The 25,790-nt window shown below is 69.7% G+C and carries 17 protein-coding genes and 1 pseudogene; 3 read left to right on the forward strand and 15 right to left on the reverse strand.

The window, feature by feature from the left end:
* Positions 1-17: 17 nt before the first annotated feature.
* Complete coding sequence (locus tag ACFZ8E_RS04555; RefSeq protein WP_405042137.1) at positions 18-2,051, reverse strand: right-handed parallel beta-helix repeat-containing protein; 2,034 nt, start codon at positions 2,049-2,051, stop codon at positions 18-20.
* Positions 2,052-2,391: 340 nt separating this feature from the next.
* Here ACFZ8E_RS04555 and ACFZ8E_RS04560 point away from each other — a divergent pair, with 340 nt between their 5' ends.
* On the forward strand, positions 2,392-3,480 hold the full coding sequence (locus tag ACFZ8E_RS04560; protein ID WP_147840778.1) for an AraC family transcriptional regulator: 1,089 nt from the start codon (positions 2,392-2,394) through the stop codon (positions 3,478-3,480).
* Between the two features lie 173 nt (positions 3,481-3,653).
* Here ACFZ8E_RS04560 and ACFZ8E_RS04565 read toward each other — a convergent pair whose 3' ends face one another.
* From ACFZ8E_RS04565 to ACFZ8E_RS04590, 6 genes and pseudogenes are all read right to left on the reverse strand, one after another.
* Positions 3,654-5,006: a UDP-glucose dehydrogenase family protein gene (locus ACFZ8E_RS04565; RefSeq protein WP_405042138.1), complete on the reverse strand. Its 1,353-nt coding sequence runs from the start codon at positions 5,004-5,006 to the stop codon at positions 3,654-3,656.
* Between the two features lie 320 nt (positions 5,007-5,326).
* Positions 5,327-6,799: a mannose-1-phosphate guanylyltransferase/mannose-6-phosphate isomerase gene (locus ACFZ8E_RS04570; RefSeq protein WP_405042139.1), complete on the reverse strand. Its 1,473-nt coding sequence runs from the start codon at positions 6,797-6,799 to the stop codon at positions 5,327-5,329.
* Between the two features lie 224 nt (positions 6,800-7,023).
* Positions 7,024-7,887 (reverse strand): annotated as a pseudogene (gene rfbA, locus ACFZ8E_RS04575) (glucose-1-phosphate thymidylyltransferase RfbA); the annotation flags it as partial.
* Positions 7,888-7,987: 100 nt separating this feature from the next.
* Positions 7,988-9,169 (reverse strand): hypothetical protein, encoded by a 1,182-nt coding sequence (locus ACFZ8E_RS04580; RefSeq protein WP_405042140.1) that lies wholly within the window; start codon positions 9,167-9,169, stop codon positions 7,988-7,990.
* Between the two features lie 251 nt (positions 9,170-9,420).
* Positions 9,421-10,602 (reverse strand): DegT/DnrJ/EryC1/StrS family aminotransferase, encoded by a 1,182-nt coding sequence (locus ACFZ8E_RS04585; protein ID WP_405042141.1) that lies wholly within the window; start codon positions 10,600-10,602, stop codon positions 9,421-9,423.
* 882 nt (positions 10,603-11,484) lie between these two features.
* A complete protein-coding gene (locus ACFZ8E_RS04590) occupies positions 11,485-11,952 on the reverse strand; it encodes an Lrp/AsnC family transcriptional regulator (RefSeq protein WP_405042142.1) in 468 nt (155 codons plus the stop codon).
* Between the two features lie 125 nt (positions 11,953-12,077).
* On the opposite strand from ACFZ8E_RS04590, the gene ACFZ8E_RS04595 reads away from it, so the two are divergent.
* Complete coding sequence (locus ACFZ8E_RS04595) at positions 12,078-14,435, forward strand: transketolase (RefSeq protein WP_405042143.1); 2,358 nt, start codon at positions 12,078-12,080, stop codon at positions 14,433-14,435.
* 112 nt (positions 14,436-14,547) lie between these two features.
* Here the strand turns inward: ACFZ8E_RS04595 and ACFZ8E_RS04600 are convergent, their stop codons facing one another.
* The 6 genes from ACFZ8E_RS04600 to ACFZ8E_RS04625 all read right to left on the reverse strand — a co-directional run bounded on the left by ACFZ8E_RS04600 (position 14,548) and on the right by ACFZ8E_RS04625 (position 21,641).
* On the reverse strand, positions 14,548-15,870 hold the full coding sequence (locus tag ACFZ8E_RS04600; RefSeq protein WP_405042144.1) for an MFS transporter: 1,323 nt from the start codon (positions 15,868-15,870) through the stop codon (positions 14,548-14,550).
* A gap of 185 nt (positions 15,871-16,055) precedes the next feature.
* On the reverse strand, positions 16,056-16,979 hold the full coding sequence (locus tag ACFZ8E_RS04605) for a hydroxymethylglutaryl-CoA lyase (protein ID WP_147726131.1): 924 nt from the start codon (positions 16,977-16,979) through the stop codon (positions 16,056-16,058).
* Positions 16,976-18,193, reverse strand: coding sequence for a CaiB/BaiF CoA-transferase family protein (locus ACFZ8E_RS04610; RefSeq protein WP_147840769.1), 1,218 nt, complete (start codon positions 18,191-18,193; stop codon positions 16,976-16,978). Before ACFZ8E_RS04610 ends, ACFZ8E_RS04605 begins: the two co-directional genes overlap by 4 nt.
* 108 nt (positions 18,194-18,301) lie before the next feature.
* Entirely contained in the window at positions 18,302-19,225 is a 924-nt protein-coding gene (locus tag ACFZ8E_RS04615) for a LysR family transcriptional regulator (protein WP_405042145.1), read from the reverse strand.
* Between the two features lie 236 nt (positions 19,226-19,461).
* Positions 19,462-20,511, reverse strand: coding sequence for a ketopantoate reductase family protein (locus ACFZ8E_RS04620; RefSeq protein ID WP_405042146.1), 1,050 nt, complete (start codon positions 20,509-20,511; stop codon positions 19,462-19,464).
* Between the two features lie 224 nt (positions 20,512-20,735).
* Entirely contained in the window at positions 20,736-21,641 is a 906-nt protein-coding gene (locus ACFZ8E_RS04625) for a LysR family transcriptional regulator (RefSeq protein WP_405042147.1), read from the reverse strand.
* A 91-nt stretch (positions 21,642-21,732) separates the two neighbouring features.
* Here ACFZ8E_RS04625 and ACFZ8E_RS04630 point away from each other — a divergent pair, with 91 nt between their 5' ends.
* Positions 21,733-22,614, forward strand: a complete 882-nt coding sequence (locus ACFZ8E_RS04630; RefSeq protein ID WP_405042148.1) for an aldo/keto reductase family oxidoreductase — start codon at positions 21,733-21,735, stop codon at positions 22,612-22,614.
* Between the two features lie 61 nt (positions 22,615-22,675).
* Here the strand turns inward: ACFZ8E_RS04630 and ACFZ8E_RS04635 are convergent, their stop codons facing one another.
* Positions 22,676-24,004, reverse strand: coding sequence for an HlyD family type I secretion periplasmic adaptor subunit (locus tag ACFZ8E_RS04635; protein ID WP_405042149.1), 1,329 nt, complete (start codon positions 24,002-24,004; stop codon positions 22,676-22,678).
* Positions 24,001-25,725, reverse strand: coding sequence for a type I secretion system permease/ATPase (locus tag ACFZ8E_RS04640; RefSeq protein ID WP_147840764.1), 1,725 nt, complete (start codon positions 25,723-25,725; stop codon positions 24,001-24,003). Before ACFZ8E_RS04640 ends, ACFZ8E_RS04635 begins: the two co-directional genes overlap by 4 nt.
* Positions 25,726-25,790 lie beyond the last annotated feature (65 nt).

Below are 25,790 nucleotides of genomic sequence, written 5' to 3' on the forward strand. Positions count from 1 at the left end.
TGTTCGTCTCGACGGCGTCAGCCCCAATGGCCGCCCGCAGAGGCGTGGTGGAAGTGGTCGATCGGCGTCGCGGTCTCGGCCCCGGCGTGATTCGCCCAGTGCTGCTCGGCCAGTCCGGCGTAGTGCTGCAGCGCGTTGCCGGCCACGGCCTGCCAATCGACATGGCCGTCCAGGCGAGCCGAGATGGCGCTGGCGACGGACGGGTCGACGCCATGGTCGGCCAGCAGATCGGCCCAGGACGGGTGCGCGTCGCTCGATGCCGAGACGGGGCTCGTCGGCGTCGCGCCGCCGCCCTGTGCCTCCGTGCCCCCGTGGCAGTGCGCCAAGCCACGACCGGGGTCGTGCGGGTCGGTGTGCGGCGCACTCCCCGTCGCGGATGTTTCGTCCGGGGCCGCCGGGACGGGGGGCGTCCCATCGCCGATCCCCTCGCCGGGCTGCGCGGTCACGGGCGCCGGAGCCGTGGAGCCGGTCTGCTCGGGAGCCGCCGGCTGCGCGGTCGCCGGCGACGCTGGCTCCGTCGCGACGGGGGTGGAGACGACGGGCGTCGAGGCTGGATCGACGGATTCCGCATGCTCCGGTGCCGCCGGGGCGGTGGTCGCGGGCAGGGCGGGGTCGGCCGCGACGGGAGGCGTCTGGGATCCCGGCTCGCTTGGTGCCGGCGTCTCGGGGGCGGGCGTGAACTCGACGGGCACGGTCTGCGCCACCGGGATCTGCGTCGAGATCGTCGCACCGGCATCCTCGCCGGCGGTCGTTTGGAAGCCGCTGAAATCGTAGCCGGTGTTCACCCAGGAGAAGTGCTGCCCCGAGGGGTCGGCGTAGTGGTACGCGTTGTTGGCGAAGCTGTTTCCACCGTTGCGCAATCCGGCTTCGTCGAAGTCGGCGACCGAGCCGGAGACGCCGGCGCCCGGCGTGCCGTCGACGATCACGTTGTCATGGACCGCGTTGCCGGTGGTGGTGTGCGGGCCGTACGCGCCCGATCCGCGGTCCTGCTGAATCAAGGTGATTCCGTTGCCGCCGGTCGTCGCGTCGACATGGTTGCCGTAGACCTCGACGTTCTTCGAGTTCTGGATTTGGATCTGACCGTCCCACAGCCAGGGCGCCGTCGGGCTGCCGTTCCCCGTCACGACGTTGTTGCGGATCGTGGCGTCGTAGCTGATCTCGTGGCTGATGCCGCCGGCGAGATTGTTGACGACGGTGTTGCCGTCGTAGAGCGTGTGGATGTTGTCGATATCGGTCCAGAGGCCGTAGCCGTTGTTGTCGTGGGCATAATTGCCCAAGACCTGAAGATTGGTCGTCTGGGCGAACTTGCTGCCGCCGCCCTCGAAGCCGGGATCGATGCCGGCGAAATATCCGTTGTGGCCGATTTCGTTGCCTTGAACGAGAATGTCGGTGCCATTCGCGCCGAGACCCATCTGGCCGTTGTCGTGGATATTGTTGCCGACGATCTTGCCGTCCGTTCCAACGTAGGCACCGAGGGCGTAGTTCAGCCGGATCTCGTTGTTCTGGACCACCCATCCCTGGGCCGACGGGTCCCATCCCACGGCCGCGTGCTGCACCGGCGGGTCGTACTTCTCGATGACCAGGTTCTCGACGGTCACGCCCTTGGCTCCGCCCGCGAAGGCGAACGGGCTCACGCCGGCCTCGACCTTGTGGCCGGCGGGATCGTCCTGGAAGTAAATCTTGTCGGCGGCGTAGTCGAAGTAGAACTTGCCCGGCGCGACCTTGCCGAGCGAATCGACGGGCGAGAGCGGTTTGTCGTCGATGAAGAACGTCTCGGGATAGCCCGCACGCTCGGCACCGGGAATGCCCTTGTCGGTCGAAAGACGCATGCCCTCCTGGGTCTGGTCGCTCGCGACCCAATTCGCTCCTTCCTTGGTGAAATCCGTGATCTGGTGCGAACCGTTGAGAATCGCACCTTCCTGACCGATGAAGTGGTCGTTGTCCTTGGGCGTGACCGACTGCATGCGATGCTCGCCGGCCTCGATCCAGAAGGTCGATCCCGCGGGCGCGGAGTCGACGACGGATTGGATGTCCACGCCGACCGGCACCACGATGGCGCCTGCAGGCATGCTGGTAGAAGTAATCCCAAAGGTCTGTGACGCCACCATTGCGCTCCCGATCAGCTGAGGGTTCTCGTTGACGTGCAGGCCGAGCGACGTCTAAGTTTCTCTCAATACTGAAAGAAACCGTATTGCGTTCGCGATTGCGCGGACGCTCGATGTAGCCGGCTTGACCATTGGATACGCCCGCCATGGACTCGCTGTCTTGTCTTTTCGCGCCAGATATTTGCGACGTCGCGCCTCGGCGATCTCGAGCGATCCCGGCCATGGGCTATGCCGTGGCCGCATCCGCTCTCGTTTCCCTCGTGAACCCGATCCGTGAAGCGGTCGCATGACGGACCTCGGCGCAGCCCTGCCACAAGATCCGTCCCTGAGCAGCACGGCCGTCGCGCTCGCGGTCGAACGGCTCGTCCTGGCCGGGTTGGAGCCCGATCCGCTGCTTCGTCAGGCCGGCCTCGTCGGCGCGGATGCGGACATGCCGGTGCGGGGCGACGCGGCCGAGAAGCAGGGCGTCTTCCTCGATACCGCGGCCGACGTGCTCCAGGACCGGTCGCTCGGCCTGCACATCGCCCAGGATTACGAGCTGCGCCGGTTGGGCCTGTTCTTCTACCTGATGGCGTCGTCGGAAACGGTCGGCGAGGCGCTGAGCTGCTTCGAGCGCTACGTGCGCACGCAGGATGCCGGGCTCGACGCCTCGTATCGCCAATCCGACGTCGCCCTCACGGTCGCCGTGCGCCCCCTCGACGTCGGCTTGGCCCCCAGCCGGCATCTTTCGGAATTCCTGATGCTCTCGCTCTATCGACTGGTGACGTCGTTCACGCCGGCGACGCCGCTCGGCGTGAGCTTCGTCCACGTCCATCCCGAGACCGCCGAAGACACCGAGACCTCGTTCGCCGCTCCGGTCGACTTCGGCGCATCGGAGAACCGGATCGCATTCGCGGTCGACATCGCGAATGCGCGCCTGCCGAGCTTCGACCCCTACCTCCACGGGTCGCTCGTGCGTCAGTTCGAGCATGCGGCCGAGGCGGCGCAGGCGGAGCCGAAGTTCCTCTGGTCCGACGTCAAGAAGGCGATGGCGCCGCGGCTCTCGAACCGGACGGCGACCATGGCCGACATCGGGCGCGACCTCGGGATGAGCACCCGCACGCTGTCGCGCCGGCTTCGCGAGGAGGGCAAGACCTTCAGCGGGGTCCTGGACGAGCTGCGGGCCGAGCTCGCCAACTACTACATCCGGATCAAGGGTTTGCCGATCACGGAGATCGCGTGGCTGCTGGGTTATCGCGAGGCGAGCGCGGTCGTCGTCGCGTTTCGGCGCTGGACCGGCCTGTCGCCGACCGAGCTGCGGCGACGGAACGAGGCCATGACGATGGTGCGCAGCGCAGCGGCTCCGGACGAGAACGCGAGCGGGCCATCGCACTGACGGCCGCGCAGCTGCGCCGTTCGCACAGCCTCCGGTCCGTTATTTCGGAAGAACGATCGGGCTCGTCTCGGGGCGCCGGAACAACGGAAGGGATGGTTGCCCGCTCGGTCACGACGAGGAACGACCGGACGTGAGACGCCCCGGTCGCGTGACGCGCGACCGGGGCCGTGCCGTCACCCCGCAAGCGCCAGCGGGACCACGCGATCCGGCTTGCCGGCGTCGGCATCGCCCTTCCCGACGCCGACGTAGCGGAAGCCCGCCTTCTCGACCCGCTTGGGCCCGTAGACGTTCCGCAGGTCGACGAGGATGGGCCGGGCCATCGCGCCGCGGAGGCGATCGAGATCGAGCGCACGGAACACGTCCCATTCGGTGACGATCACGACGGCATCCGCATCGACCACGCAATCGTACGCGTCGAGGCAGTACGAGACGTTGGCGATCATCGCGCGGGCATGATCCATTCCTTCGGGATCGTAGGCACGGATCCGCGCGCCGGCATCCTGCAGCGCCGTGATGATCGAGATCGCCGGCGATTCGCGCATGTCGTCGGTATTCGGCTTGAAGGTCAGCCCCAGGATCGCGATCGTCCGCCCGCGCACGCCGCCGCAGGCCGCGATGACCTTTCGGGCGATGATGCGCTTGCGATGATCGTTCGAGGCGGCCGCGGTCTCGACGATGCGCATGGGCGCCCCGTGCGCCTGCGCCATGGCGATCATCGCCTGGGTGTCCTTCGGGAAGCAGGAGCCGCCGAAGCCGGGCCCGGCATGCAGGAACTTGGCGCCGATCCTCTTGTCGAGGCCGATGCCGTGCGCGACGTCCTGGACATCCGCGCCGGCCTGCTCGCAGAGGTCCGCGACCTCGTTGATGAAGGCGATCTTCGTGGCGAGGAAGGCATTGGCCGCGTACTTCGTCATCTCCGAGCTGCGCCGGCCCATGAACAGGATCGGAGCCTTGTTGAGGAACAGCGGCCGGTACAGCTCCTCCATCACCGCCCGCGCGCGCTCGTCTTCGGCGCCGACGACGATACGGTCCGGCCGCTTGAAATCGTTGATCGCCGCCCCCTCCCGCAGGAACTCCGGATTCGAGACGACGGCGAAATCGAGCTGCGGCCGCAGCTCCCGGACGATGCGCTCGACCTCGTCGCCGGTCCCGACCGGCACGGTCGACTTCACCACGATGACGGCGTAGCCGCTCAGCGCCACGGCGACTTCCCGGACGGCATCGAAGACGAAACTCAGATCGGCTTGGCCGTCCCTGGCGCGCGCCGGCGTTCCGACCGCGATGAAGATTACCTCGGCCGATGCCACCGCCGTCGCGAGATCCGTCGAGAAGCTCAGGCGCTCGTCCGCGAGATTGCTGGCGACCATGCCGTCCAGATGCGGCTCGTAGATCGGCAGGACGGCGCGTCTCAGAGCGGAGATCTTGTCGGCGTCGCGATCGACGCAGACGACGGTGTGTCCGAAATCCGCGAAACATGCGCCCGAGACGAGACCGACATATCCTGATCCAATGACGGCGACGCGCATCGTACCGACTCCTCTCGTGAGGTTACCCAGGCCAACGCCACGTCGGCGGCGTCGAAGACGACAAATGAAAGAATGATGTCCGTAAATATCGTCGGACGACAGGGCAGGTATTGGTCTATTTGGAACAAGCCGATCGCTCCAGTGGGCAAATAGCGTGTAGCTCTTTTGGAGAGAAGACCGTGCTTGTTGCCTGTGATGCGGCGTGCTTCGACACGGGCGGTCGGAAGGGGTGGCACGGTCTCGCAGCCCGATCGCGAGCGTGGTGCGGTCGCCGCCGCTCCGCTGGCGGCGTCACGCAGCCGAGACGCGCGGCGGTATCGCTACCGCCCGTAGACATCCTCGACGCGGACGATGTCGTCCTCGCCGGTGTAGGAGCCGACCTGGACCTCGATCAGCTCGAGCGGGATCTTGCCGGGGTTGGTCAGGCGGTGCAGCGCGCCGATCGGCAGGTAGATCCCTTCGTTCTCATGCACGAGGATGATCTGCTCGTTCAGCGTGACCTCGGCCGTGCCCTTGACGACCACCCAGTGCTCGGCCCGGTGGAAATGCTTCTGCAGCGACAGGCGTCCGCCGACCTTCACCATGATGCGCTTGACCTGGAAACGCTCGCCGATGTCGACGCGCTGGTACCAGCCCCAGGGCCGGTACATCCGCCGGTGCGCGTCGGCCTCCGGGTGGGCCTTCTTGCGCAGGCCGGCGACCAGTTCCTTGACCCGGCCCGACTGCGACTTCGAGGCAACCAGCACCGCGTCGGGGGTCGCCACCACCACCACGTCGTCGAGGCCGACCACCGTGGTCAGCCCCTCGCCCTCGCTGTGCACCAGGCTGTTCGAGGTACCGACGAGCTCGACCCGGCCCCGCACGGCGTTGCCCTGCTCATCGCGGTCGAGCACCTGCCAGACCGCGTCCCAGGTGCCGACGTCCGACCACGGGAACGACACCGGCAGCACGCCGGCGCGCGTCGTGCGCTCCATCACCGCGTAGTCGATCGAGATCTTCGGAGCCTCGGCGAAGGCGGCGGCGTCGAGGCGGACGAAGTCGAGATCGGTGGTGGCCGCGTCCACGGCCGCCCGGGCGGCGCCGATCACCGCGGGCGCGTGCGCCTCCAGCTCGGCGATCATGGTGTCGGCCCGGAACAGGAAGTATCCGGCATTCCAGAGCGCGCCTTCCGCGATCAGACGCTCGGCACCGGCCAGGTCCGGCTTCTCGACGAAGCGCTCGACGGTGTGCAGGCCGGGAAGCTCCTCCAGGCCCGCACCGGGCCGGATGTAGCCGTAATCGCGCGCCGGGCGCGTCGGCTCGATGCCGAGCGTCATGATCATGCCCCTTCGCGCGCCTTCGGCGGCTTCGGCCACGGCCTGCCGGAAGCCCTCGGTGTCGCCGATGACGTGGTCGGCGGCGAGGATGAGCACGACCGCCTGCGGGTCCGTGCGGGCCGCGTGCACGGCCGCGACCGCGACGGCGGCCGCCGAGTCCCGTCGTTCCGGCTCGAGCAGGATGTCGGCGGCGACGCCGCATTGTGCCAGCTGCTCGGTGACGATGAAGCGGGCATCCGCGTAGGTCAGGACGATCGGCCGGCCGAAGACCGGCGTATCGGCCACGCGCAACGCGGCGGCCTGGAACGTCGAGGTATCCGGGTTCACCAGCCGCGAGAACTGCTTCGGCATGCTCTCGCGCGAGGCCGGCCACAGCCGCGTGCCGGAGCCGCCGCACAGGATCACCGGGCGGACCGGGCTCTTGCGATCGCCGTGCTTCGTCAGGGACAGCACGCTCGGAGACACGTGGTAGGTCATGGCGACTCGATCCGGATCGGAAGGGTTTCGGCAGCCTCGCTGACGATGAGACCGATCCGATCTGCAGGGCTTGCTGAAGAACGGCATCGGCGATCGCGCGCGGGGCTCCATGCGCGCGATGCTGCTCACGCGACGCGGATGTCGCGGTGATGGGGCGCCGGTTCGCGCGGGAGGATCTGGCCCGGGGCCTTCACCATGAGATGGATCGGCTTGGCCGGCTGCTTGTCGCGCGCCAAGCGGAGCAGGTTCTGGCCGTAAGGGGTCTTCGCGAAGAGCTCGCCGCGGGCGACGAGTTGCTCGTGGCTGATGAAACGCTGCCGATAGGCGATCTCCTCGAGGCAGGCGACCTGAAGCCCCTGCCGCCGTTGCAGCGTCCGCACGAACTCGCCGGCTTCGAGAAGGCTGTCGTGCGTGCCGGTGTCGAGCCAGGCATAGCCGCGCCGCAGCAGCTCCACGTGCAGGTCGCCGCGTTCCAGGTAGACCTGGTTCACGCTGGTGATCTCCAGCTCGCCCCGGGCCGAAGGCCTCGTCGCCGCTGCGATGTCGAGCACCCGGTTGTCGTAGAGATAGAGCCCGGTCACGGCCCAGTGGCTCTCGGGCCGGATCGGCTTCTCGACGAGCTTTTGCGGCCGGCCGCGCCCGTCGAGGGTGACGACGCCGTAGGCTTCGGGGCCGTCGACGTGATAGGCGAAGACGGTCGCCCCGCGCTCGCGCATCGCCGCGCGGACGAGCAGGTTCTTGAGGCCGGCCCCGAAGAACAGGTTGTCGCCCAGCACCAGGGCGACCGGGTCGGTTCCGACGAAGTCGCGCCCGATGATGAAGGCCTGGGCCAGCCCCTCGGGCTTGGGCTGCACCGCATAGGAGAAGCGCAGGCCGAACTGCTCGCCGGTGCCGAGCAGCTGCTGATAGCTGCCGAGGTGCTCGGGCGCGGAGATGATTAGGATCTCGCGGATGCCCGCCAGCATCAGCACCGAGATCGGATAGTAGATCATCGGCTTGTCGTAGATCGGGAGCAGCTGCTTGTTGATGGCCAGCGTCGCCGGGTGAAGCCGGGTCCCGGACCCTCCAGCGAGGACGATGCCCTTCATGGCGACCCACTCCTCCTGCTCGACGGCGCCCCGCCGGGGACGCGATCACGATCCGAAACATCCGAAGCTCCGCCGGGACGTGCCCGAAGCGATCCAGGCCTCACCGCGCCGCGGCGGCCGGTCTCAGGTCGGGCGCCGCACCGATCCCCGCCGCCTGCTCCAGCACGTGAAGGTCGAGCGCGAACGGCGATGGGGGCGCGACGTCTTCGCGCGCGGCGGTCAGCAGATTGTCCAGCAGCATCGAGCCGACGGCCGTCTGCCAGAGCCACAGCCCGTTTGCCTGACCGACGAAGCTCGGTTCGCCACCGAGGGCACCGGCCGGCCTGAAGCCGGCGGCGAGACCGATCCCGAACACGCCGGCGACCGGCCGGCCCTTCGCGTCGAGAACCCGACAGGCACCATCCACGGCGGGACGGGGGGACGTGTTTCCCGTCAGGCGGATCGGTGCACCGCTCGAATCGAACAGGGGCAGCAGTCTCGGTCGATAGCCCAGCGCCGCGACGATGACGTCGGCCTCCTCGAGAAGGCGATGCGCGGGGGCCGGATCCGCGCCGTCGATGAGCATCGGAACGACACGCGGGTCCCCCGGCCGCCCGCCGATGCGTCTGACGTTCATGATCAGGTCACGGGATTCGGTCCGGAATCCGGCGAACCGGAAGACGAAGCCGCTCACCGGGCAGATGTCGCGAGGCTCGAACTCCGTATAGCCGTCGGCCAGAGCCGCCTCGGAGGACGGATAGAAGATCCGCAGCGGGCGCCGATGCAGGATCTGGATGCTGCCGGGCCGCTTCGTCTCCTCGGGCAGGGTTCTCAGGAGCAGCACCGCCGTCGCGACCGCGCTCGTGCTGCCGCCGACGATCGCGATGCGCGGCTCGGCGCGGCCCAGCAGGAAGCGAGCGAGGCGCTCCGTGCCGCCCTGTCGCAGGACATCGTCGGATTGCAGGATCTTGCCGGCGAATGCCGGCAGGAGCGGCCGGCCCGCGACCGGCTCCTCAAGCAACCGCGCCGGATCCTGTGCGCCGCCGGTGGCGAGGAGCAGCGTGTCCGACACGACCTCGAAGGTCGTGCCCATCGTCCTGCTGCAAGTTTTCGTGTGCCACAGCCCGTCCGCGTCGCGGTGGGCGCTTGTCGCCTCGTGATCGACGAGGACCAGCCCTCCGGCATCCAGGATCGCCTTGCGGAGGACCTCGCCGATCAGGACCATCAGGGCCCCGGCCTTCTCCAACGGGATCGATCCCTTTCCGTAGCCCCGCAACTCCCGGCACAGGGGATGGTCGACCAACTGGCCGAGCCGCGGGTCGGCGTGATCGGTGACCGCCGTGAGGAAGGTTTCGGCCGTGCTGTCGGACCAGATCGCGTAGCGCCCCAGGCGTCCGGCTCCGAGGATCGGCCCGGCCTCGATGACGGCGACGCCGCCGGCGAGGATCTCGTCGAGGCGCCCGTCTCGCGAGGCCGCGACGAGGGGCGCGAGCGCGGCCGGGCCGCCGCCGACGATGGTGGTGCGGAACGGCGCCTTCGGCGCACGCCGGGCCATCACGCCACCTGCTCCCGAGCCTGGGCGCCGCAGGCCGTGCGAAACGCCTCGCAGATCCGGCCGACATCCGCGACGGTGAGGAAATCCGAGAGCGGGAGTGAGACGACGTGCGCGCTGAGCGCATCGGCCACGGGAAGCGCGCCGAAGACGCACCGCTGCTGGAAGTAGGGCTGCTGCCCGACATGGGGGCTGAAGTAACTCCCCGTGCCGACGCCCATCCGTGCCATGTCCGCACGGATCGCGTCCCTGCTCGCGGCCGATCCGACCGGGAGCAGCACGGGCATGAACTGATAGACGATGCGCTCGCCCGGCGCCTGCTGCATCGAGAAGTCGCGCAACGCCTCGCGATACGCGGCGGTGAGGATCTGCCTGTGCCGAGCGCGTTCCTCGAAATCGCCGAGGCGGACGAGGGCGCCGAGCGCGGCGACCTCCGACATCTTGGCGTTCATCCCCGGCAGCACGGCCGAGCGCTCGCTGTCGAAGCCGAAATTCGCCATGCTCCGCAGGAGCGCGATCGTCTCGCCATCGGTGCTGTAGATCAGTCCGCCCTCGCCGACGCCGAACGGCTTGGTGCCGTGCATCGAATAGACGATCATGTGCGGGGAGCCGGTGCCGAAGGCTCGACCGAGCTGGTCGAGACATCCGAGCGAGGCGGCGGCGTCGATCACGATCGAAACATCGTGTTCCTGCGCCAGGCGATCGTAGCGCGCGAGATCGATGCACGCCCCGAAGGTCGCGTACGGCATGATCGCGACGACCTCTCCGGCATGGGCCCTCAAGGCCTCGTCCTCGGCGATCCGGCAGGCGCACCAATCCGACGGATCGACGTCGATCAGCAGCGGCGTGAGGCCTGCCCACAGCGCCGCATGGGCCGTCGCCGCGAACGTGAAGGCCGGCATGATGACGTAGCGCGCGGTCGGCCCGGACCGTTCGGCGGCCAGCTTCAACGCCAGCATCAATCCGCTCGTCGCATTGCAGACGGTGAGGCACGAACCGATGCCGCCGAAGACGTTCTCGATCATCGCCACTTCGAGTCGCGTATTGGTCGGCCCATAATTGCTCAACCAACAGGATCTCTCGATCTCCTGGAGCTCGCTGACGTGATCGCTCAGGCGCGGCGCATCCGGCTTCGTGAGGGGCAGATAGTTCGCTGCGATGGTTTCCAGCGCTCGCACTGTCATGGTGAGACCTCAGAATTACTGAATTCGCCTTGATCGCCGTTCAGGAGAACTGATCCCCGACGCGAGAAGCATGGCGGCAGTATTTTTTCTATTCAACTCACCGAACGCCTATATTATTGACTAGCCCAAAATCGCTCGGAGGCGGATATCAGGCTTCATGATTTGGGGAGATGTCGGGATGACAGCAGAGCGATCGAGTTGCTGCGAATTCAATCAATTATCGGCCGTATACAGCTGCGGAATATTGGAAAAATTCACATGCAGGTTCCTCGGCACTGTCACGCGCCGTCGCGGGCCATCGCGCGCGGCCACGGCTCAGGGGTCTTCCGCCGACCGTTCCTCAGCGCGACCACGGAGGGACGGGGCATCGCCGAACGCGTTCGCACGCGCAAAAGGATTAAGGTTGGCGCCGATGATGTATCCGTTTCGGCCCAAGCGAATACGTCCATCGGGAACACCGCGAAGATCGCCGGTGTCTCGCAAGATGCCGTCCGCGTGGCCTGAAAGGCCTCGATGGTGTCGTTTCACGCGAAGATGGTCCGCATTCGACGGGTCCCGATTCTGCTCGAATACCGAGATTGCCGGATCCGGGCGAGGCGGTTGCCCTTCGTCGCTTCGTCCGAGCCGATCCTGTCGAGGGCGACGGCACCACGCCGCCCGCGGCGCTGCCCGACGGGGTGACGATTGCTTCAGCCCCCCACATCCGGCACGGGCGGGCGCCGCTGGATGGATTGGTAATGACGTTCTGTCGGACCATGGCGGTCGCAACAGGCCTTCCGAACCGCCCCGGCGCAAGGCCGCCCGGTCGGTCCATGGGGAAGCCGGTCCGATGGACGACGGTCCGGCGACCGAGCCCTTCGCTTCCACGCCGGCCGCGCGCGGTCAGATCGGAAGCACGTTGGTGTACTTCACTTGGCCCAGGGCGAAGCTCGACTCGATGGATCCGACCCCGTCGAGGCGGGTGAGCTTGTCCTTCAGGAAGCGCTCGTAGGCGGCGAGATCCGGGACGACGACGCGCACCAGATAGTCGTGCCGCCCGGTCATCAGGTAGCACTCCACCACCTCCGGCCAGCGCGCCACGGCCTCGGCGAAGCGGTCGAGTTCCTCCTCGCGCTGGCGCTCGAGCTTCACCGAGGCGAACACGCTGATCGGCAGGCCGACCTTGGCCTGATCGACCAGCGCCACGTAACCCTTGAGGATGCCGGCCTCCTCCAGCATCCGGATGCGGCGCAGGCACGGGGAGGCCGAAAGGCCGACGCGGCCGGCGAGATCCTGGATCGTCACCCGCCCGTCGCGCTGCAGCTCGGCCAGGATCTTCCGGTCGATCGCATCGATTCGTCGATCCTGCATGAACTCACCTCAAGGTCCCGCTGGATTAGCGAATCCTGCCGAGATTTGCGCTCGGCACGCCGAGATTGGCAATTCCTGCCGCGTGCGTGGTGGCATCCTCAGGCCATCTCCGAGAGGCCGAAGCGATGCACAGCGACCCGCGCCTGCCCTGCCTGACCGAACTGGAGCGCAAGGCCCTGTGGCTCTCCACCTGGATGATCCACAACGCCAATCACCTCCGCCCGAACCCGGACGGCATGAAGGTCGGCGGCCACCAGGCCTCGTCGGCCTCCCTCGCGACGATCCTGACGGCGCTCTACTTCGCGGTGCTGCGTCCGGAGGACCGCGTCGCGGTCAAACCCCATGCCAGCCCGATCTTCCACGCGATCCAGTATCTCGCCGGCAACCAGACCCGCGCGAAGCTGGAGACCTTCCGCGGCTTCGGCGGCGCGCAATCCTACCCGTCGCGGACCAAGGACACCGACGACGTGGACTTCTCGACCGGCTCCGTCGGCCTCGGCGTCGCGCAGACGCTGTTCGGGTCGCTGGTGCGCGACTACGTCCGCGCCCACGGCTGGGGCCTCGACCGGCCGGAAGGCCGGATGGTGGCGCTGGTCGGCGATGCCGAGATGGACGAGGGCAACATCTTCGAAGCCCTGATGGAGGGCTGGAAGCACGGCCTGCGCCGGACCTGGTGGATCATCGACTACAACCGCCAGAGCCTCGACGCGGTGATCCGCGAGGGTCTGTACACGCGCTTCGAGGAGATCTTCCGCTCGTTCGGCTGGGACGTCGTCGTCCTGAAATACGGGTCTTTGATGGACGCGGCCTTCCGCGAGCCGGGCGGGGCGCGGCTGCGCGCCTGGATCGACACCGCGCCGAACCAGCTCTACGCGGCCCTGACCTTCCAGGGCGGCGCGGCCTGGCGCCGCCGCCTCGAAGCGGACCTCGCCGACGATGCCGACGCGCTGGCGCTGATCGACCGCCGTTCGGACGCCGCCCTGGCCGCGCTGATGGGCAACCTCGGCGGGCACGACCTCACCAACCTGATCCGGGCCTTCGAGGCGGCCGACAACGATCGCCCGACCGTGTTCATCGCCTACACGGTCAAGGGCTTCGGGCTGCCGCTCGCCGGCCACAAGGACAACCATTCCGGGCTGCTCACCCCGGCCCAGACCGCGCTGCTCCGCGAGAGCATGGGCGTGCGCGAGGGGCGCGAATGGGAGCCGTTCGAGGGGCTGGCGCTGCCGGACGCCGAGCTGCGCCGCTTCATCGACGCGGCGCCGTTCTTCTCCGAGGGGCCGCGGCTGCGCACGGCGCCGCGCCTGCCGGTGCCGGCGGGCTTCCCATGCCCGCGCCAGCCGACGCAGTCGACGCAAGCGGGATTCGGGCTGATCCTCAACGAGCTGGCGCGATCCGACGCGCCGATCGCGGAGCGCATCGTCACCACCTCGCCCGACGTCACCGTCTCGACGAACCTCGGCGGCTGGGTGAACCGGCGCGGCCTGTTCGCCCGGGAGGAACTGCGCGACCTGTTCAAGGCGGAGCGCATCCCCTCGACCTTCACCTGGGACTTCTCGGCCAAGGGCCAGCACATCGAGCTCGGCATCGCCGAGATGAACCTGTTCCTGCTGCTCTCGGGCCTGGGCCTGTCGCACAAGCTGTTCGGCGAGCGGCTGATCCCGATCGGCACGCTCTACGATCCGTTCATCAGCCGCGGCCTGGATGCCCTGAACTACGCCTGCTACCAGGATGCCCGCTTCATCCTCGCGGCGACGCCGTCGGGCGTGACCTTGGCGCCGGAAGGGGGCGCCCACCAGTCGATCGGCACGCCGCTGATCGGGATGGCGCAGGACGGGTTGTCGAGCTTCGAGCCGGCCTTCGTCGACGAGCTGTCGGTGCTGATGGCGCACGCCCTTGACCATGTGCAGCTCGAGGGGCCGGAGGGCGGCTCGGTCTACTTCCGGCTCTCGACCCGCAGCATCGCGCAGCCGCAGCGCGCGATGACGCCGGCCCTGTCCGACGCAATCGTCGCCGGCGGCTACTGGCTGCGCGAGCCCGGCCCGAACGCGGAGATCGTGGTCGCCTATACCGGCGCCGTCGCGCCCGAGGCGATCGAGGCGGTGGGCCTGATGGCCGAGGACCGGCGCGACATCGGCCTGCTCGCCGTCACCTCCGCCGATCGGCTCCATGCCGGCTGGACGGCGGCGCAGCGCGCCCGCGAGGGCGGCGACCGGACGGCGCGGAGCCACATCGAGGCCCTGCTCGCCGGCCTGCCGCCGCATTGCGGGCTCGTCACGGTGATCGACGGCCACCCGGCGACGCTCGGCTGGCTCGGTGCCGTGCAGGGTCACCGCACCCGGGCGCTCGGCGTCGAGCGCTTCGGCCAGACCGGCACCGTCGCCGATCTCTACCGGCACTACGGCCTCGATGCCCGCGGCATCGCCAAGGCTGCCCTGGCGCTGGCACCCGAGCGGCCGATCCGCAACCTGCGCATCGCCTGAGCGCCGCACGTGACGCTGCGCGATCCGATGCGGCTCGACATCGGCGTGATCGCCCGGGCTCCCTCGCAGGGCGAGATCTCGGCGGGTGTGGGACCGCCGAGGACCGGCCGGATCAGGGATTGCGGTCGTTGCGGCGCAGGCTGGCGGGCGATGCGAAGATCAGCAGGCCGGCCGCGACCAGGCAGAGGATGCCGATGCCGTAGAGGGCGGGCGTCGTCGAGCCGGTCAGGTCCTTCACCCAGCCGACCGCCACGGGGCTGACGATGCCGCCGAACTGACCGAGCGTGTTGATGAGCGCGATGCCGCCGGCGGCCCCGACGCCGGTGACGAGCTTGGCCGGCAGCGTCCAGAAGGTCGGGATCGAGGCGACGATGCCGGCGCCGACCAGCGCTAGGGCGATCATCAGCGGCACGATCTGCTTGTCGAACAGCCCGGCGGCGAAGAAGCCGATGGCCGCCGCCACCGCGAGGCCGGCGACGAATTTCGGCCGGTCGCCGGAGGCGTCGGACAGGCGCCCGATCACGACCATGCTGATCGCGCCGCAGATGTAGGGGATCGCGGTGAGGAAGCCGACCGAGGCCGCGGTGCCGCCGGTGGCGGTCTTGATCAGGTCCGGCCCCCAGAAGTTCAGGCCGTACGAGCCGACCTGCAGCAGGAAGTAGACCAGGGCGATGAGAAGGAAGCCCGGCTGCCTGATCGCGCCCCAGAGCGAGTGGTCGCCGATGTCGCGGTTGTGGTGCGCGATCTTCGAGGCGAGCAGGTCCTTCTCCGGCTGCGTCAGCCAGCGCGCGTCGGCGATCCGATCGTCGAGACGCAGGAACACCAGCACGCCCAGCACCAGGCAGGGCAGGCCGCCGGCCAGGAACAGCCATTGCCAGCCGGCGAGCCCCGCCGTGCCGTTGAGGCCGCCGAGGATCAGCCCCGCCACCGGCGCCCCGAAGATCCCGGAGAAGGCCGAGGCGACGAACATGAACGAGGTCACGCGGCCGCGGAACGAGGCTGGGAACCACAGCGTCAAGTAGTACAGGATGCCCGGTGCGAAGCCGGCCTCCATCGCGCCGATGATGAAGCGCAGCAGGTAGAAGTGCCACTCGGTGCTGATGAAGACCATCAGGGCGGTGGCGATGCCCCAGGAGATCATGATCCGGGCGATCCAGCGCCGCGCGCCGACCTTGTACAGCAACAGGTTCGAGGGGACCTCGAAGATCACGTAGCCGACGACGAACATGCTCGCCCCGAGCCCGTAGGCGACGTTGCTGAAGCCGAGGTCGCTCTGGAGCTGGAACTTGGCGAAGCTGATGTTGATCCGGTCGAAGAACGCGAACATGTAGCAGACCATGATCAGCGGCATCAGCCGCCAAGCGGCCTTGCGGACCACGCTGCTCTCCGTGATGGCGTCGAGACCCGCGAGCGGGCCGGTCGTGGCGGCGGTCATGGTTTCCTCCTGGAACGGGGCGGCGGGCGCCCCCGCCGGCCGGTCGCGGACGACCGTCGGGCAGGATGCGCGCGAGCACGGCGGAGCCGCCTTCTCCGAGGGGCTTCCGACGCGGATCGGTTCGGTCGGCGGCTCAGGCCGCCCGATCGACGGGACGGCTTACGCCGAATGAGGGACGGGGCGGCTCATGCCGCTTGCGGGACCGGGTGCAGATCGCAGGGGCGCCCGGCCTTGGCGACCTGGCCCGGCACGTCGTGGCCGACGAGGCGCGGCAGGTCGCGGGAGAGGCCGAGCAGGGCCTCGAGGTCGAGGCCGGTCTCGATCCCCATCTCGTGGGCCATGCTGACGAGGTCCTCGGTGCAGATGTTGCCCGTGGCGCCCGGCGCGAACGGGCAGCCGCCCAAGCCCCCGAGCGCCGCATCGAACCGGCGCGCGCCGGCGCCGTAGGCCGCGAGCACGTTGGCGAGCCCGAGCCCGCGGGTGTTGTGGAAGTGCAGGGTCAGCCGCTCGGCCGGCACGATCGCCAGCGCGCGGGCGACCAGGCGCTCCACCTGGCGCGGGTTGGCCATGCCGGTCGTGTCGGCGAGCGTCACGCCGGCGATGCCGAGCGCGAGGTATCGCTCGACCTGCGCCATCACCTTGTCGGCCGGCTGGTCGCCCTCGAAGGGGCAGCCGAAGGCGGTGGCCACCGTGGCGTTCGTCGACACGGGTGTACCCTTCACTGTCTCCATGATCCGGCCGAACCCCTCGATCGAGGCCTCCGGGCTCATGCCCATGTTGGCGCGGTTGTGGGTCTCGCTCACCGAGGCGACGAGGTTGACCTCGCCGACGCCGGCCGCGAGCGCCCGCTCGGCGCCTTTCGGGTTGGGCACCAGGGCGACGTAGACGGTGCCGGGCCGCCGGGCGATCCCGGCGAAGACCTCGGCCGCGTCGCGCAGTGCCGGCACGGCCTTCGGCGAGACGAAGGACGAGACCTCGATCCGCGAGAAGCCAGCGGCCGAGAGCGCGTCGATCAGCCGGATCTTCTCGGCGGTCTCGACGTAGCGCGGCTCGATCTGGAACCCGTCGCGGGTGGCGACCTCCTGGATCAGCATGGCGGTTTCGGTCATTGCACGGCTCCCTCGCGGCGCAGGCGCTCGATGGTCTCGGCGTCGCGGCCGAGGTCGGCGAGCACGGAATCGGTGTGGGCACCGAGCGCCGGTCCCTGCCAGCGCACCGCCCCGGGGGTGCCGGACAGCTTGGGCACGATGCCGGGCATCTTCACCCGGGTGCCGCCGGGCAGCTCCGCGTCGAGGATCATGTCGCGGGCGCGGTAGTGCGGGTCGGCGACGATGTCGGCCACCGAGTAGATCCGTCCCGCCGGCACGTCGGCCGCCGCGAGCGCTGCGAGCGCTTCGTCCACGGTGTGCGCCCGGGTCCAGTCCGCGATCACGCCGTCGATCATGCCGGCCACCCGCGAGCGGCCGTCGTTGCTGCGCAGCGCCGGGTCGTCGGCGAGGTCGGGCCGGCCGACGACGGTCATCAGGCGGCGGTAGATCGGGTCCGAGTTGCCGGCGATGACGACGAAGCCGTCGTCCTTCGTCGGGTAGGTGTTCGAGGGCGTTATGCCGGGCAGCGCCCCGCCGGTGCGGGTGCGGACCTCGCCGAGCAGGTCGTATTCCGGGACCAGGCTCTCCATCACGTTGAACACGCTCTCCACGAGGGAGACGTCGATGACCTGGCCCTGGCCGCCGGCGGTCTTGACGTGGAGCAGCGCCATCAGCGCGCCGATCACCCCGTGGAGCGAGGCCAGGGTGTCGCCGATGCTGACGCCGACGCGGGCGGGCGGGCTGTCCGGGCTGCCGGTGGTGAAGCGGATGCCGCCCATCGACTCGCCGATCGCGCCGAAGCCCGGCCGGTCGCGATACGGCCCGGTCTGGCCGTAGCCGGAGATGCGCACCATCACGAGCTTGGGGTTCAGCTCCGAGAGCACGTCCCAGCCGAGGCCGAGCTTCTCCAGGCCGCCGGGCCGGAAGTTCTCGACCACCACGTCGGCGCTCCGCACGAGGTCCTTGACCACCGCCAGCCCATCGGGCGCCTTCAGGTTGATCGCGATCGACTTCTTGTTGCGAGACTGCAGGTACCACCAGAGCGAGGTTCCCTCGTGCAGCTTGCGCCACTTGCGCAGGGGATCGCCGTCCCCCGGCGACTCGACCTTGATCACCTCGGCGCCGAACTCGGCCAGGATCTTGGTGGCGAACGGTGCCGCGATCAGCTGGCCGAGCTCGAGGACCCGGATCCCGTCGAGCGGACCCTTGGGCGATGCTTCGCCGGTGCCTGGCATGGCCGTTCCCTCCATTGTCTTTGGGTCGATCGGTATTGGATCGGGTGCACGCTGTCCAAACGCGATGCATCACCCCGCGTTCTCCGAAGGCGAACGCAGGCGCCCCTCTCAATCCCCGCCTGCCCGGCGCAGGTGATCGAACAGGACGGCCGCCGCCGGCGATTGCGTGCCCGGGCGGACGACGAGGCTGAGCGTCCGCCGCGCCCACGGGTCGGTGAGCGGCACGGCGACGACGTTCATCTGCGGGCCGAGCAGGGCGTGCACCCGCTCGGGCACCACGCCGAGCCCCATCCCGGCCTGCGCCATGCGGCAGATCGCGTCGAAGCTCGGCACGTGGACGCGCAGGCGCAGCGGCCGCCCGAGGCGTCGGGCCTCGTCGCGGAGCGTGCCGTAGATCGAGCTCTCGCGGTGCATGCCGACATGGTCGTGGTCGAGGGTGTCGGCGAACGCGACCGCGTCGCGGCCGGCGAGCGGGTGGCCGGCGGGCACGACGAGCACGAGGCGGTCGCTCCGATAGGGGTGGGCGACGAGGGAGCGCGGATCGGTGCTGCCGGCGCAGATGCCGAGATCGGCCGCTCCTTCCTCCAGGCCGGCCACCACGCCGCCGCTCGGCCGTTCCTCCAAATCGATCCCGATGCGGGCCTGCGCCGCCAGGAACGCCTGCAGGTCCTCGGGCAGGAACTGCACGATCGCCGAGAGGTTCGCGAGCACGCGGACGAAGCCGCGGAGCCCGCTGGCGTGCTCCGCGAGCTCCAGCGCGATCTGCTCGGCGGACCCCAGCATCCGGCGGGTGTGGTGCAGCAGCGTCTCCCCGGCGGGCGTCGGCCGCATGCCCCGTGGCTCGCGGATGAGCAGCTCGCAGCAGAGCGCGCGCTCCAGCTCGGCGAGCCGCTTGCTCACGGCGGAGGGGGCGATCGCGGCCCGGCGCGCCGCGCCGTTGAGCGTGCCCTCCTCGCAGATCGCCGCGAACAGCCGCAGCGTCTTGAGGTCGAGGCGGTTCAAGATGAACGGGGTCGGCGATCCCTCCGACATGGTCCGCGCCGCTCCCGTGATCCGATCGATCCGACCGGCGGACCCCGTGCTGCGATCCTGATCGCGCCCGGACGCTCCGGCAACGGGCCAAGCCTGAAGCACGCGCCCCGAGCCGCGTCCAGGCTCGGCGTCGCAGGGGGGCTCCACAAGCCGTCGGATCCCGTCGAGGAGTACATGATCCCGACGGGCGAGCGAGGTCCGGCCGCGCTTCGGTGAGACGGGCCGGACCGGGCTGCTCAGCCCGGGATGATGCGCTCGTCGAGCTTCCGGTCCACGATCTCGACCGTTCGGTCGATCTCGGCATCGGGCATGTCGAGCTGGTGCGAGATCAGCTTCAGCAGCAGGTCGACACGCTCGATGTAGGGCGCGCCGCTCTCGACCGCCCGGGCGGCCGACGAGGGCTTCAGCAGGCCCTCGGCCGCCTTGGCGTACTTCTCGAACGGGACCTGATCGCTCGGGTCGGCACCGAGCCGTCGGGCCACCGCGTCGACGTGCTCGTAGATCGTGCGGGACAGGGGGAGGTCGCCGTGCACCGCGTCGCGGATCGAGCGCGGCGCCTGGGGCGTGATGCAGCGGTAGTTGCCGGTGAGCAGCATCGACCACTTCGCCAGGGGCACGAACAACGAGTCGAACACCTTGAGCTTGACCGGAACGTCCTGGCCCTCAACGCGCACCGCGTCGATGTCCGCCTCGAGCTCGCGGAGCAGCGCGTTGTGCGCGGGATCGGCGAAGGTCGCCGCCTTGAAGTTCGTCGGCAACCCGACATGCAGGACGTTGGCGCCCTCGTCGGGCGGGCGGAACGCCTGCGGATCGGGCGAGCACAACGACATCAGGCCCGGCTCGAAGCGGTCCCAGACGCCGGCATTCGTGTAGGCCTCGCGCAGGTCCATCTTCGCGAGCGCCGGGATCCGATCGAGATACGGCAGCGGCGGCATGTTCATGATCGACAGGCACGGCAGCCTGGCCGCCGCGATCTTGATCATCAGCACGCGGATCGTGTGGTTGTTGTACTGCGGCTCCTGCATCGCCAGGCCGACGAGATCGTAGCGCGAGACGTCGACGTCCTCGGGCGGCATCGCGTCGACCTTGCCCGGCAGGTCACGGGAATGAAACGACCGGTGCGTGGCCTCGTCGCGCAGCTTGATGCGGACTTCGGTGCCCTGGCTGTTGATCAGGTCCGCGGTTTTCCGACGGCAGACCAAGGTCACATCATGCCCGGCCATCAGCAGCTTCGTCGAAAGCAGCGAGCCGTATGATGCCCCCAGGATCAATATTCTGCGCGGCATGGTTTCATCCCTGAGCGTTCGGTTCTTGTTTTTGCGCCGGACGGGCGCGCGGCTTGTATCTGGTATACGCAGCCGCCCGGCTCGCACGCAAGCGGCCACGCTCCAGCGGGACAGGCGGTCCCCAGGCTCGATCGGCGGCGGGCCTCGGGTGCTCGGCGGGGTGCGCTCGCGTCGTGCCGGCGCGCCGTGCGCCCCTTCCGCTCGCCGCGCGGCCGCGCCCGCGATCAAGCGATCTTCGGGTGCCGGATGAAGTCGACGAAGGCGCGCAGCGGGGCCGGCACGAGTCGCCGGCCCGGGTAGTACAGGTAGGGCCCCGAGAAGCGCGGCCACCACGCTTCGAGGACCGGTTCCAATGCCCCGCTGGCCAAGTGCGGCCTCAACCAGTCCTCGAACAGGGTGATGACGCCGGTCCCCGCGATCGCCGCCTCGACGGCGAGGTCGGTCGCGGCCCCGACGCGCACGAGCAGCGGCCCTGCCGGATCGACCTTCACGGTCTCGCCGTCGCGCTCGAACTCCCAGGCCATCTCGACCCCGCTCGGGAAGCGGCCGCGCAGGCAGGCATGGCCGAGGAGGTCGCGCGGATGCTCGGGCCGGCCGTGACGCGCGAGGTAGGCCGGCGCCGCAGCGGTCGCGAAGCGCTGCACGCGCGGCCCGATCGGAACCGCGATCATGTCCTGCTCCAGGCGCTCGTCGTAGCGGATGCCCGCGTCGCATCCGGCGGCGAGCACGTCGACGAAGCCGTCCTCGGCCAGGACCTCGAGACGGATCTCGGGATAGGCGGCGAGGAAACCCGGAACGATCGCGGGCAGCACGAGGCGCGCGGCGCTGACCGGCACGTTGAGCCGAAGCGTCCCGGCCGGCCGGTCGCGGAAGCCGTTCACCAAGTCGAGCGCCGCCTCGACCTCTGCGAAGGCCGGGCCGAGCCGCTCCAGCAGCCGTTCCCCGGCTTCCGTCGGCACCACGCTGCGGGTCGTGCGGTTGAGGAGGCGGACGCCGAGCCTGTCCTCGAGCCGCCGAACCGCCTCGCTCAAGCTCGACGCGCTGGCGCCGCTCATGCGTGCGCCCTCGCGAAAACCCTGCCCGCGCGCGACGACGAGGAACGCGTCAAGATCTCCGAGATCGGCCTTCATCGTTCGCCCATCCGCACAACTTGTGCGGATTGTGCCCCATTCTCGCGCACGGTCGCAACGTCCAGTTAGGTCGGGTCACAGGAGAAGCACCATGTCCTTCATCGATCAGGCCGGGACGTTTCGGATCGGCCACCGTTCCGTGAAGCGCCTCGGGTACGGCGCGATGCAACTCGCCGGGCCGGGCGTCTTCGGACCGCCCAAGGATCGCGACGCGGCGCTCGCCGTGCTGCGCGAGGCGGTCGCGAGCGGCGTCGACCACATCGACACCAGCGACTTCTACGGACCCCACGTCACCAACCAGCTGATCCGGGACGCGCTCGGCCTGTATCCGCACGACCTCACGATCGTCACCAAGGTGGGCGCGCGGCGCGGTTCCGATGCGTCGTGGAACCCGGCCGCGTCCGACGCCGACCTCGCGGCGGCCGTCCACGACAACCTGCGCCATCTCGGGCTCGACCGGCTGGCGGTGGTGAACTTCCGGGCCATGCTCGGCGACGGGCACGGGCCGGCCGAAGGGTCGATCGAGGCGCCGTTGACGGCGCTGGCCGAGCTCCAGCGGCAAGGGCTGATCCAGCACATCGGCCTGTCCAACGTGACGCCGACCCAGGTCGCCGAGGGACGCCGGATCTGCGAGATCGCGTGCGTGCAGAACCACTACAACCTCGCCCATCGCGGCGACGACGCGCTCGTCGACGCGCTGGCACGGGACGGCATCGCCTACGTGCCGTTCTTCCCGCTCGGCGGTTTCAGCCCGCTGCAATCCGCGGGCCTGTCCGCGGTGGCCGAACGGCTCGATGCCACGTCGCTGCAGGTGGCGCTCGCTTGGCTGCTGCGCCGGTCGCCCAACATCCTGCTGATCCCGGGGACCGCGTCGCTGGCGCACCTGCGCGAGAACCTCGCCGCCGCCGCGCTCCACCTGCCGGACGACGCGCTGGCGGACCTCGACCGGGTCGGCACCGCGACCCAGGCGTGATCGACCGGGCGGCGGCAGGCCGCATCGGCGAGCCTGCCGTCCGCGACGGGGGACCGGTCGCCTACTTCTCGCGGAACGCGCGGCGTGCCTGATCGACGAGGGGCTTGGTCAGGTAGGAGAGCACGGTGCGGTCTGCGGTGCGGATGAACGCTTCCACCGGCATGCCGGGCATCAGCTTGGCGCCGTCCAGCCGGCCGAGCTCGTCCTTCGTCACCCCGAGGCGCACGAGATAGTAGAAGCTGCCGGTACGCTTGTCCTCGCTCACGTCGGCGGCGATCCGGGTCACGCGTCCGTTCAGCTCCGGCGTGGTGCGCTGGTCGAAGCTCGGGAAGCGCAGGCCCGCGGCCTGGCCGGTCTGGAGCCGGTCGATGTCCTGGGGGGCGACGCGCACCTCAACCACCAGGGAATCGGCCGTCGGAACGATCAGCATGATCGGCTCGCCCGGCGCGATTACGCCGCCGCGGGTGTGGACCGACAGTTCGTGCACGTAGCCGGTCTGCGGCGAGCGGATGTCGATGCGCTGCAATTGGTCGAGGGCGGTGATCTTCTGCTCGGTCAGGGTCGCGGCCTTGGCGCGGTTCTCCGCCAGCTCCTTGGCGACGTCGCTGCGCAGGTTCTGCTCGAGCTGGATGATCTGAAGCTCGGTCTCGGAGACCTTGCCCTTGGTCTGCGCGATGTTGGCGACCAGCACGCCGCGCTCGCCCTTCAGCCGGGAGATGTCGCGCTCGAGGCTGGTCAGGCGCGTCAGCTGGATGAGATTCTTCTTCCAAAGGCCTTCGACGCCCTCGTACTCGCGCCCGATGATCGCGGTCTCCTGCTCCTTGGCGACCGACTGCTCGACAAGCCCCTTGATCTCCTCCTTGAGCTGCCCGATCCGCTCGCGCAGCTGCGCCTTCTGCCCCTCGCGGGCGTCGCGGCGGAAGTGGAACAGCCTGCGCTCGCCCTCGACGATGCGGGCGACCTCGGGTCCGGCTTCGGCGAGGCCCTTGGGGAACGCGACCTCGTCGCGGCCGTCGCGCTCGGCTTCCAGGCGGGCGTTGCGGGCGGCGATCTCCCACAGGCTCTTGGTGACGCTGTCGTAGGTGGCCCGCGCCGTCGTGGCGTCGAGGCGGATCAGCAGGTCGCCGGCCTGGACGCGCGCGCCCTCCTCGATCGGCAGCTCGGCGACCACGCCGCCGGTCGGGTGCTGCACCTTCTTGATGTTGCTCTCCACCACGAGCGAGCCCGTGGCGATGATCGCGCCGGACAGCTCCGTCGCCGCGGTCCAGGCGCCGGCGCCGGTCGCGACCGCGATGATCGTGGCGACGCCGGCGATGTGCCGGCGCAGGGAGCGCCGGGTGTCGCGCGTCGGATCCGGCTCGGGCCGGTTCGGCGTGTCGGCCTTCGTCATGCGACCCTCGTCGGTGTCTGCCGGGTGAGCGCGCTCAGCTGCGCCAGGACGTCGTCGCGGGGGCCGTGCAGCTGCACGCGGCCGTCGCCGAGGACGAGGATGCGGTCGACCGCGGTCAGCGCGCTCGGGCGGTGGGCGATCACCACGGCGATGCCGCCGCGGGCGCGTACCGCCTGGACGGCGGCCGACAGGGCCCGGTCGCCCTCGACGTCGAGGTTGGAGTTCGGCTCGTCGAGGACGACTAGGAACGGGTCGCCGTAGAGCGCGCGCGCCAGGGCGATCCGCTGGCGCTGGCCGCCCGAGAGGCCGAGGCCGCCGGCGCCGACGCGGGCATCGTAGCCGCCGGGCAGGCGCAGTACGACCTCGTGGACGCCGGCCGCCTTCGCGGCGGAGAGCAGCGCCTCCGGGTCCGGCTCGGGATCGAACCGGGTGATGTTCTCGGCGATGGTGCCGTCGAACATCTCGATGTCCTGCGGCAGGTAGCCGATCGAACGGCCGAGGGCGTCGGGGTCCCACTGGTCGATGGCGGCGCCGTCGAGGCGGATCACGCCGCGGCTCGGCCGCGCCAGGCCGACGAGGGCGCGGGCGAAGGTGGACTTGCCCGATCCGCTCGGGCCGATCACGCCGAGCGCGCTTCCGGGGGCGAGCGCCACGTTGACGTCGTGCAGCACCAGCGTGTCGGTGCCCGGCACGGCGATCGACAGGGCGGTGACGCGCACGCTCTCCCGCGGCGCCGGCAGCGGCGTGAGGGCGGCCGGCTCCCGCGGCGGCAGGAAGGCGACGATCCGGGTCCAGGCCTGGCGCGACGCCGAGAACGACTTCCAGTTCGCGATGGCGAGATCGACCGGCGCCAGCGCCCGGGCCGAGAGGATGGTCGCGGCCAGCATTACGCCGGCGGTCGCTTCCTCGCGCACCACGAGGTAGGCGCCGAGGCCGAGGATGCCCGATTGCAGCACGGTGCGCATCAGGCGCGCCGTCGCGCCGAAGCCGATGGCGAGGTCGTTGCCGTCGGTCGCCACGTCGAGGTTCCGGCGCGCCCGGGCCTGCCACAGGGTCGCGATCCGCGCGCGCATGCCGAGCGCCGAGAGCAGCGGCGCCGTGCGGTGCGCCATGTCGGTGAAGGCGCGTCGCTCGCCGGCCACCCGGACGCCCTCGCGGGTCGGGCCGGCCGAGGCCCAGTCGGTCAGGATCGTCAGCAGGCACAGGACCACCGCGCCGCCGGCGATCGCGGTGCCGAGCCAGGGATGGAACAGGAAGCAGACCGCGATGTAGAGCGGCACCCACGGCAGGTCGAAGAAGGCGGTGAACGCCATGCTCGACAGGAAGCCGCGCACCGTGTCGAGGTCGCGCAGCGCCTGCGGGCCGTCGTCGCCCCGCGGCGTCTCCGACCCGCGAACCAGCAGGGTCCGGAAGATCCGCGCGCCGAGGCGCTCGTCGACGAGGCGCCCGAACCGCGACAGGATCCGGGCGCGGAACACCTCCAGCACGCTCTGGATCAGGAACAGCATCAGCGCGATGCCGGCCAGCCCGACCAAGGTCGCGATGCTGCGGCTCGGCAGCACCCGGTCGTAGACCTGCAGCATGAAGATCGGCGCGGTCAGCATCAGCAGGTTGATGAGGCCGCTGACGATCATCACGGTCGCCAGCGAGGCGCGCCCGGCTCTGGCGGCAGCCCAGAACTCCCGGCGCTTGGCGATACGCAGCACACGTTCGTCGATCACGAGACGGTTCCCCGGCTTGCAGGATCAGGCAGAGACGATTCGGCAGGGCAAGTCGGCGGAAGAGG

It is taken from the genome of Methylobacterium sp. HMF5984 (genome assembly GCF_045033435.1).
Lineage (GTDB): Bacteria > Pseudomonadota > Alphaproteobacteria > Rhizobiales > Beijerinckiaceae > Methylobacterium.

Excerpts from the sequence above, each read along its gene's own strand:
- ACFZ8E_RS04600 (WP_405042144.1), bottom strand. The coding sequence starts at position 15,870 with ATGACCGCCGCCACGACCGGCCCGCTCGCGGGTCTCGACGCCATCACG.
- ACFZ8E_RS04595 (WP_405042143.1), top strand. The coding sequence starts at position 12,078 with ATGCACAGCGACCCGCGCCTGCCCTGCCTGACCGAACTGGAGCGCAAG.
- ACFZ8E_RS04570 (WP_405042139.1), bottom strand. The coding sequence starts at position 6,799 with ATGACCTACCACGTGTCTCCGAGCGTGCTGTCCCTGACGAAGCACGGC.
- ACFZ8E_RS04630 (WP_405042148.1), top strand. The coding sequence starts at position 21,733 with ATGTCCTTCATCGATCAGGCCGGGACGTTTCGGATCGGCCACCGTTCC.
- ACFZ8E_RS04560 (WP_147840778.1), top strand. The coding sequence starts at position 2,392 with ATGACGGACCTCGGCGCAGCCCTGCCACAAGATCCGTCCCTGAGCAGC.
- ACFZ8E_RS04605 (WP_147726131.1), bottom strand. The coding sequence starts at position 16,979 with ATGACCGAAACCGCCATGCTGATCCAGGAGGTCGCCACCCGCGACGGG.
- ACFZ8E_RS04635 (WP_405042149.1), bottom strand. The coding sequence starts at position 24,004 with ATGACGAAGGCCGACACGCCGAACCGGCCCGAGCCGGATCCGACGCGC.
- ACFZ8E_RS04615 (WP_405042145.1), bottom strand. The coding sequence starts at position 19,225 with ATGTCGGAGGGATCGCCGACCCCGTTCATCTTGAACCGCCTCGACCTC.
- ACFZ8E_RS04625 (WP_405042147.1), bottom strand. The coding sequence starts at position 21,641 with ATGAAGGCCGATCTCGGAGATCTTGACGCGTTCCTCGTCGTCGCGCGC.
- ACFZ8E_RS04585 (WP_405042141.1), bottom strand. The coding sequence starts at position 10,602 with ATGACAGTGCGAGCGCTGGAAACCATCGCAGCGAACTATCTGCCCCTC.
- ACFZ8E_RS04620 (WP_405042146.1), bottom strand. The coding sequence starts at position 20,511 with ATGCCGCGCAGAATATTGATCCTGGGGGCATCATACGGCTCGCTGCTT.
- ACFZ8E_RS04590 (WP_405042142.1), bottom strand. The coding sequence starts at position 11,952 with ATGCAGGATCGACGAATCGATGCGATCGACCGGAAGATCCTGGCCGAG.
- ACFZ8E_RS04610 (WP_147840769.1), bottom strand. The coding sequence starts at position 18,193 with ATGCCAGGCACCGGCGAAGCATCGCCCAAGGGTCCGCTCGACGGGATC.
- ACFZ8E_RS04565 (WP_405042138.1), bottom strand. The coding sequence starts at position 5,006 with ATGCGCGTCGCCGTCATTGGATCAGGATATGTCGGTCTCGTCTCGGGC.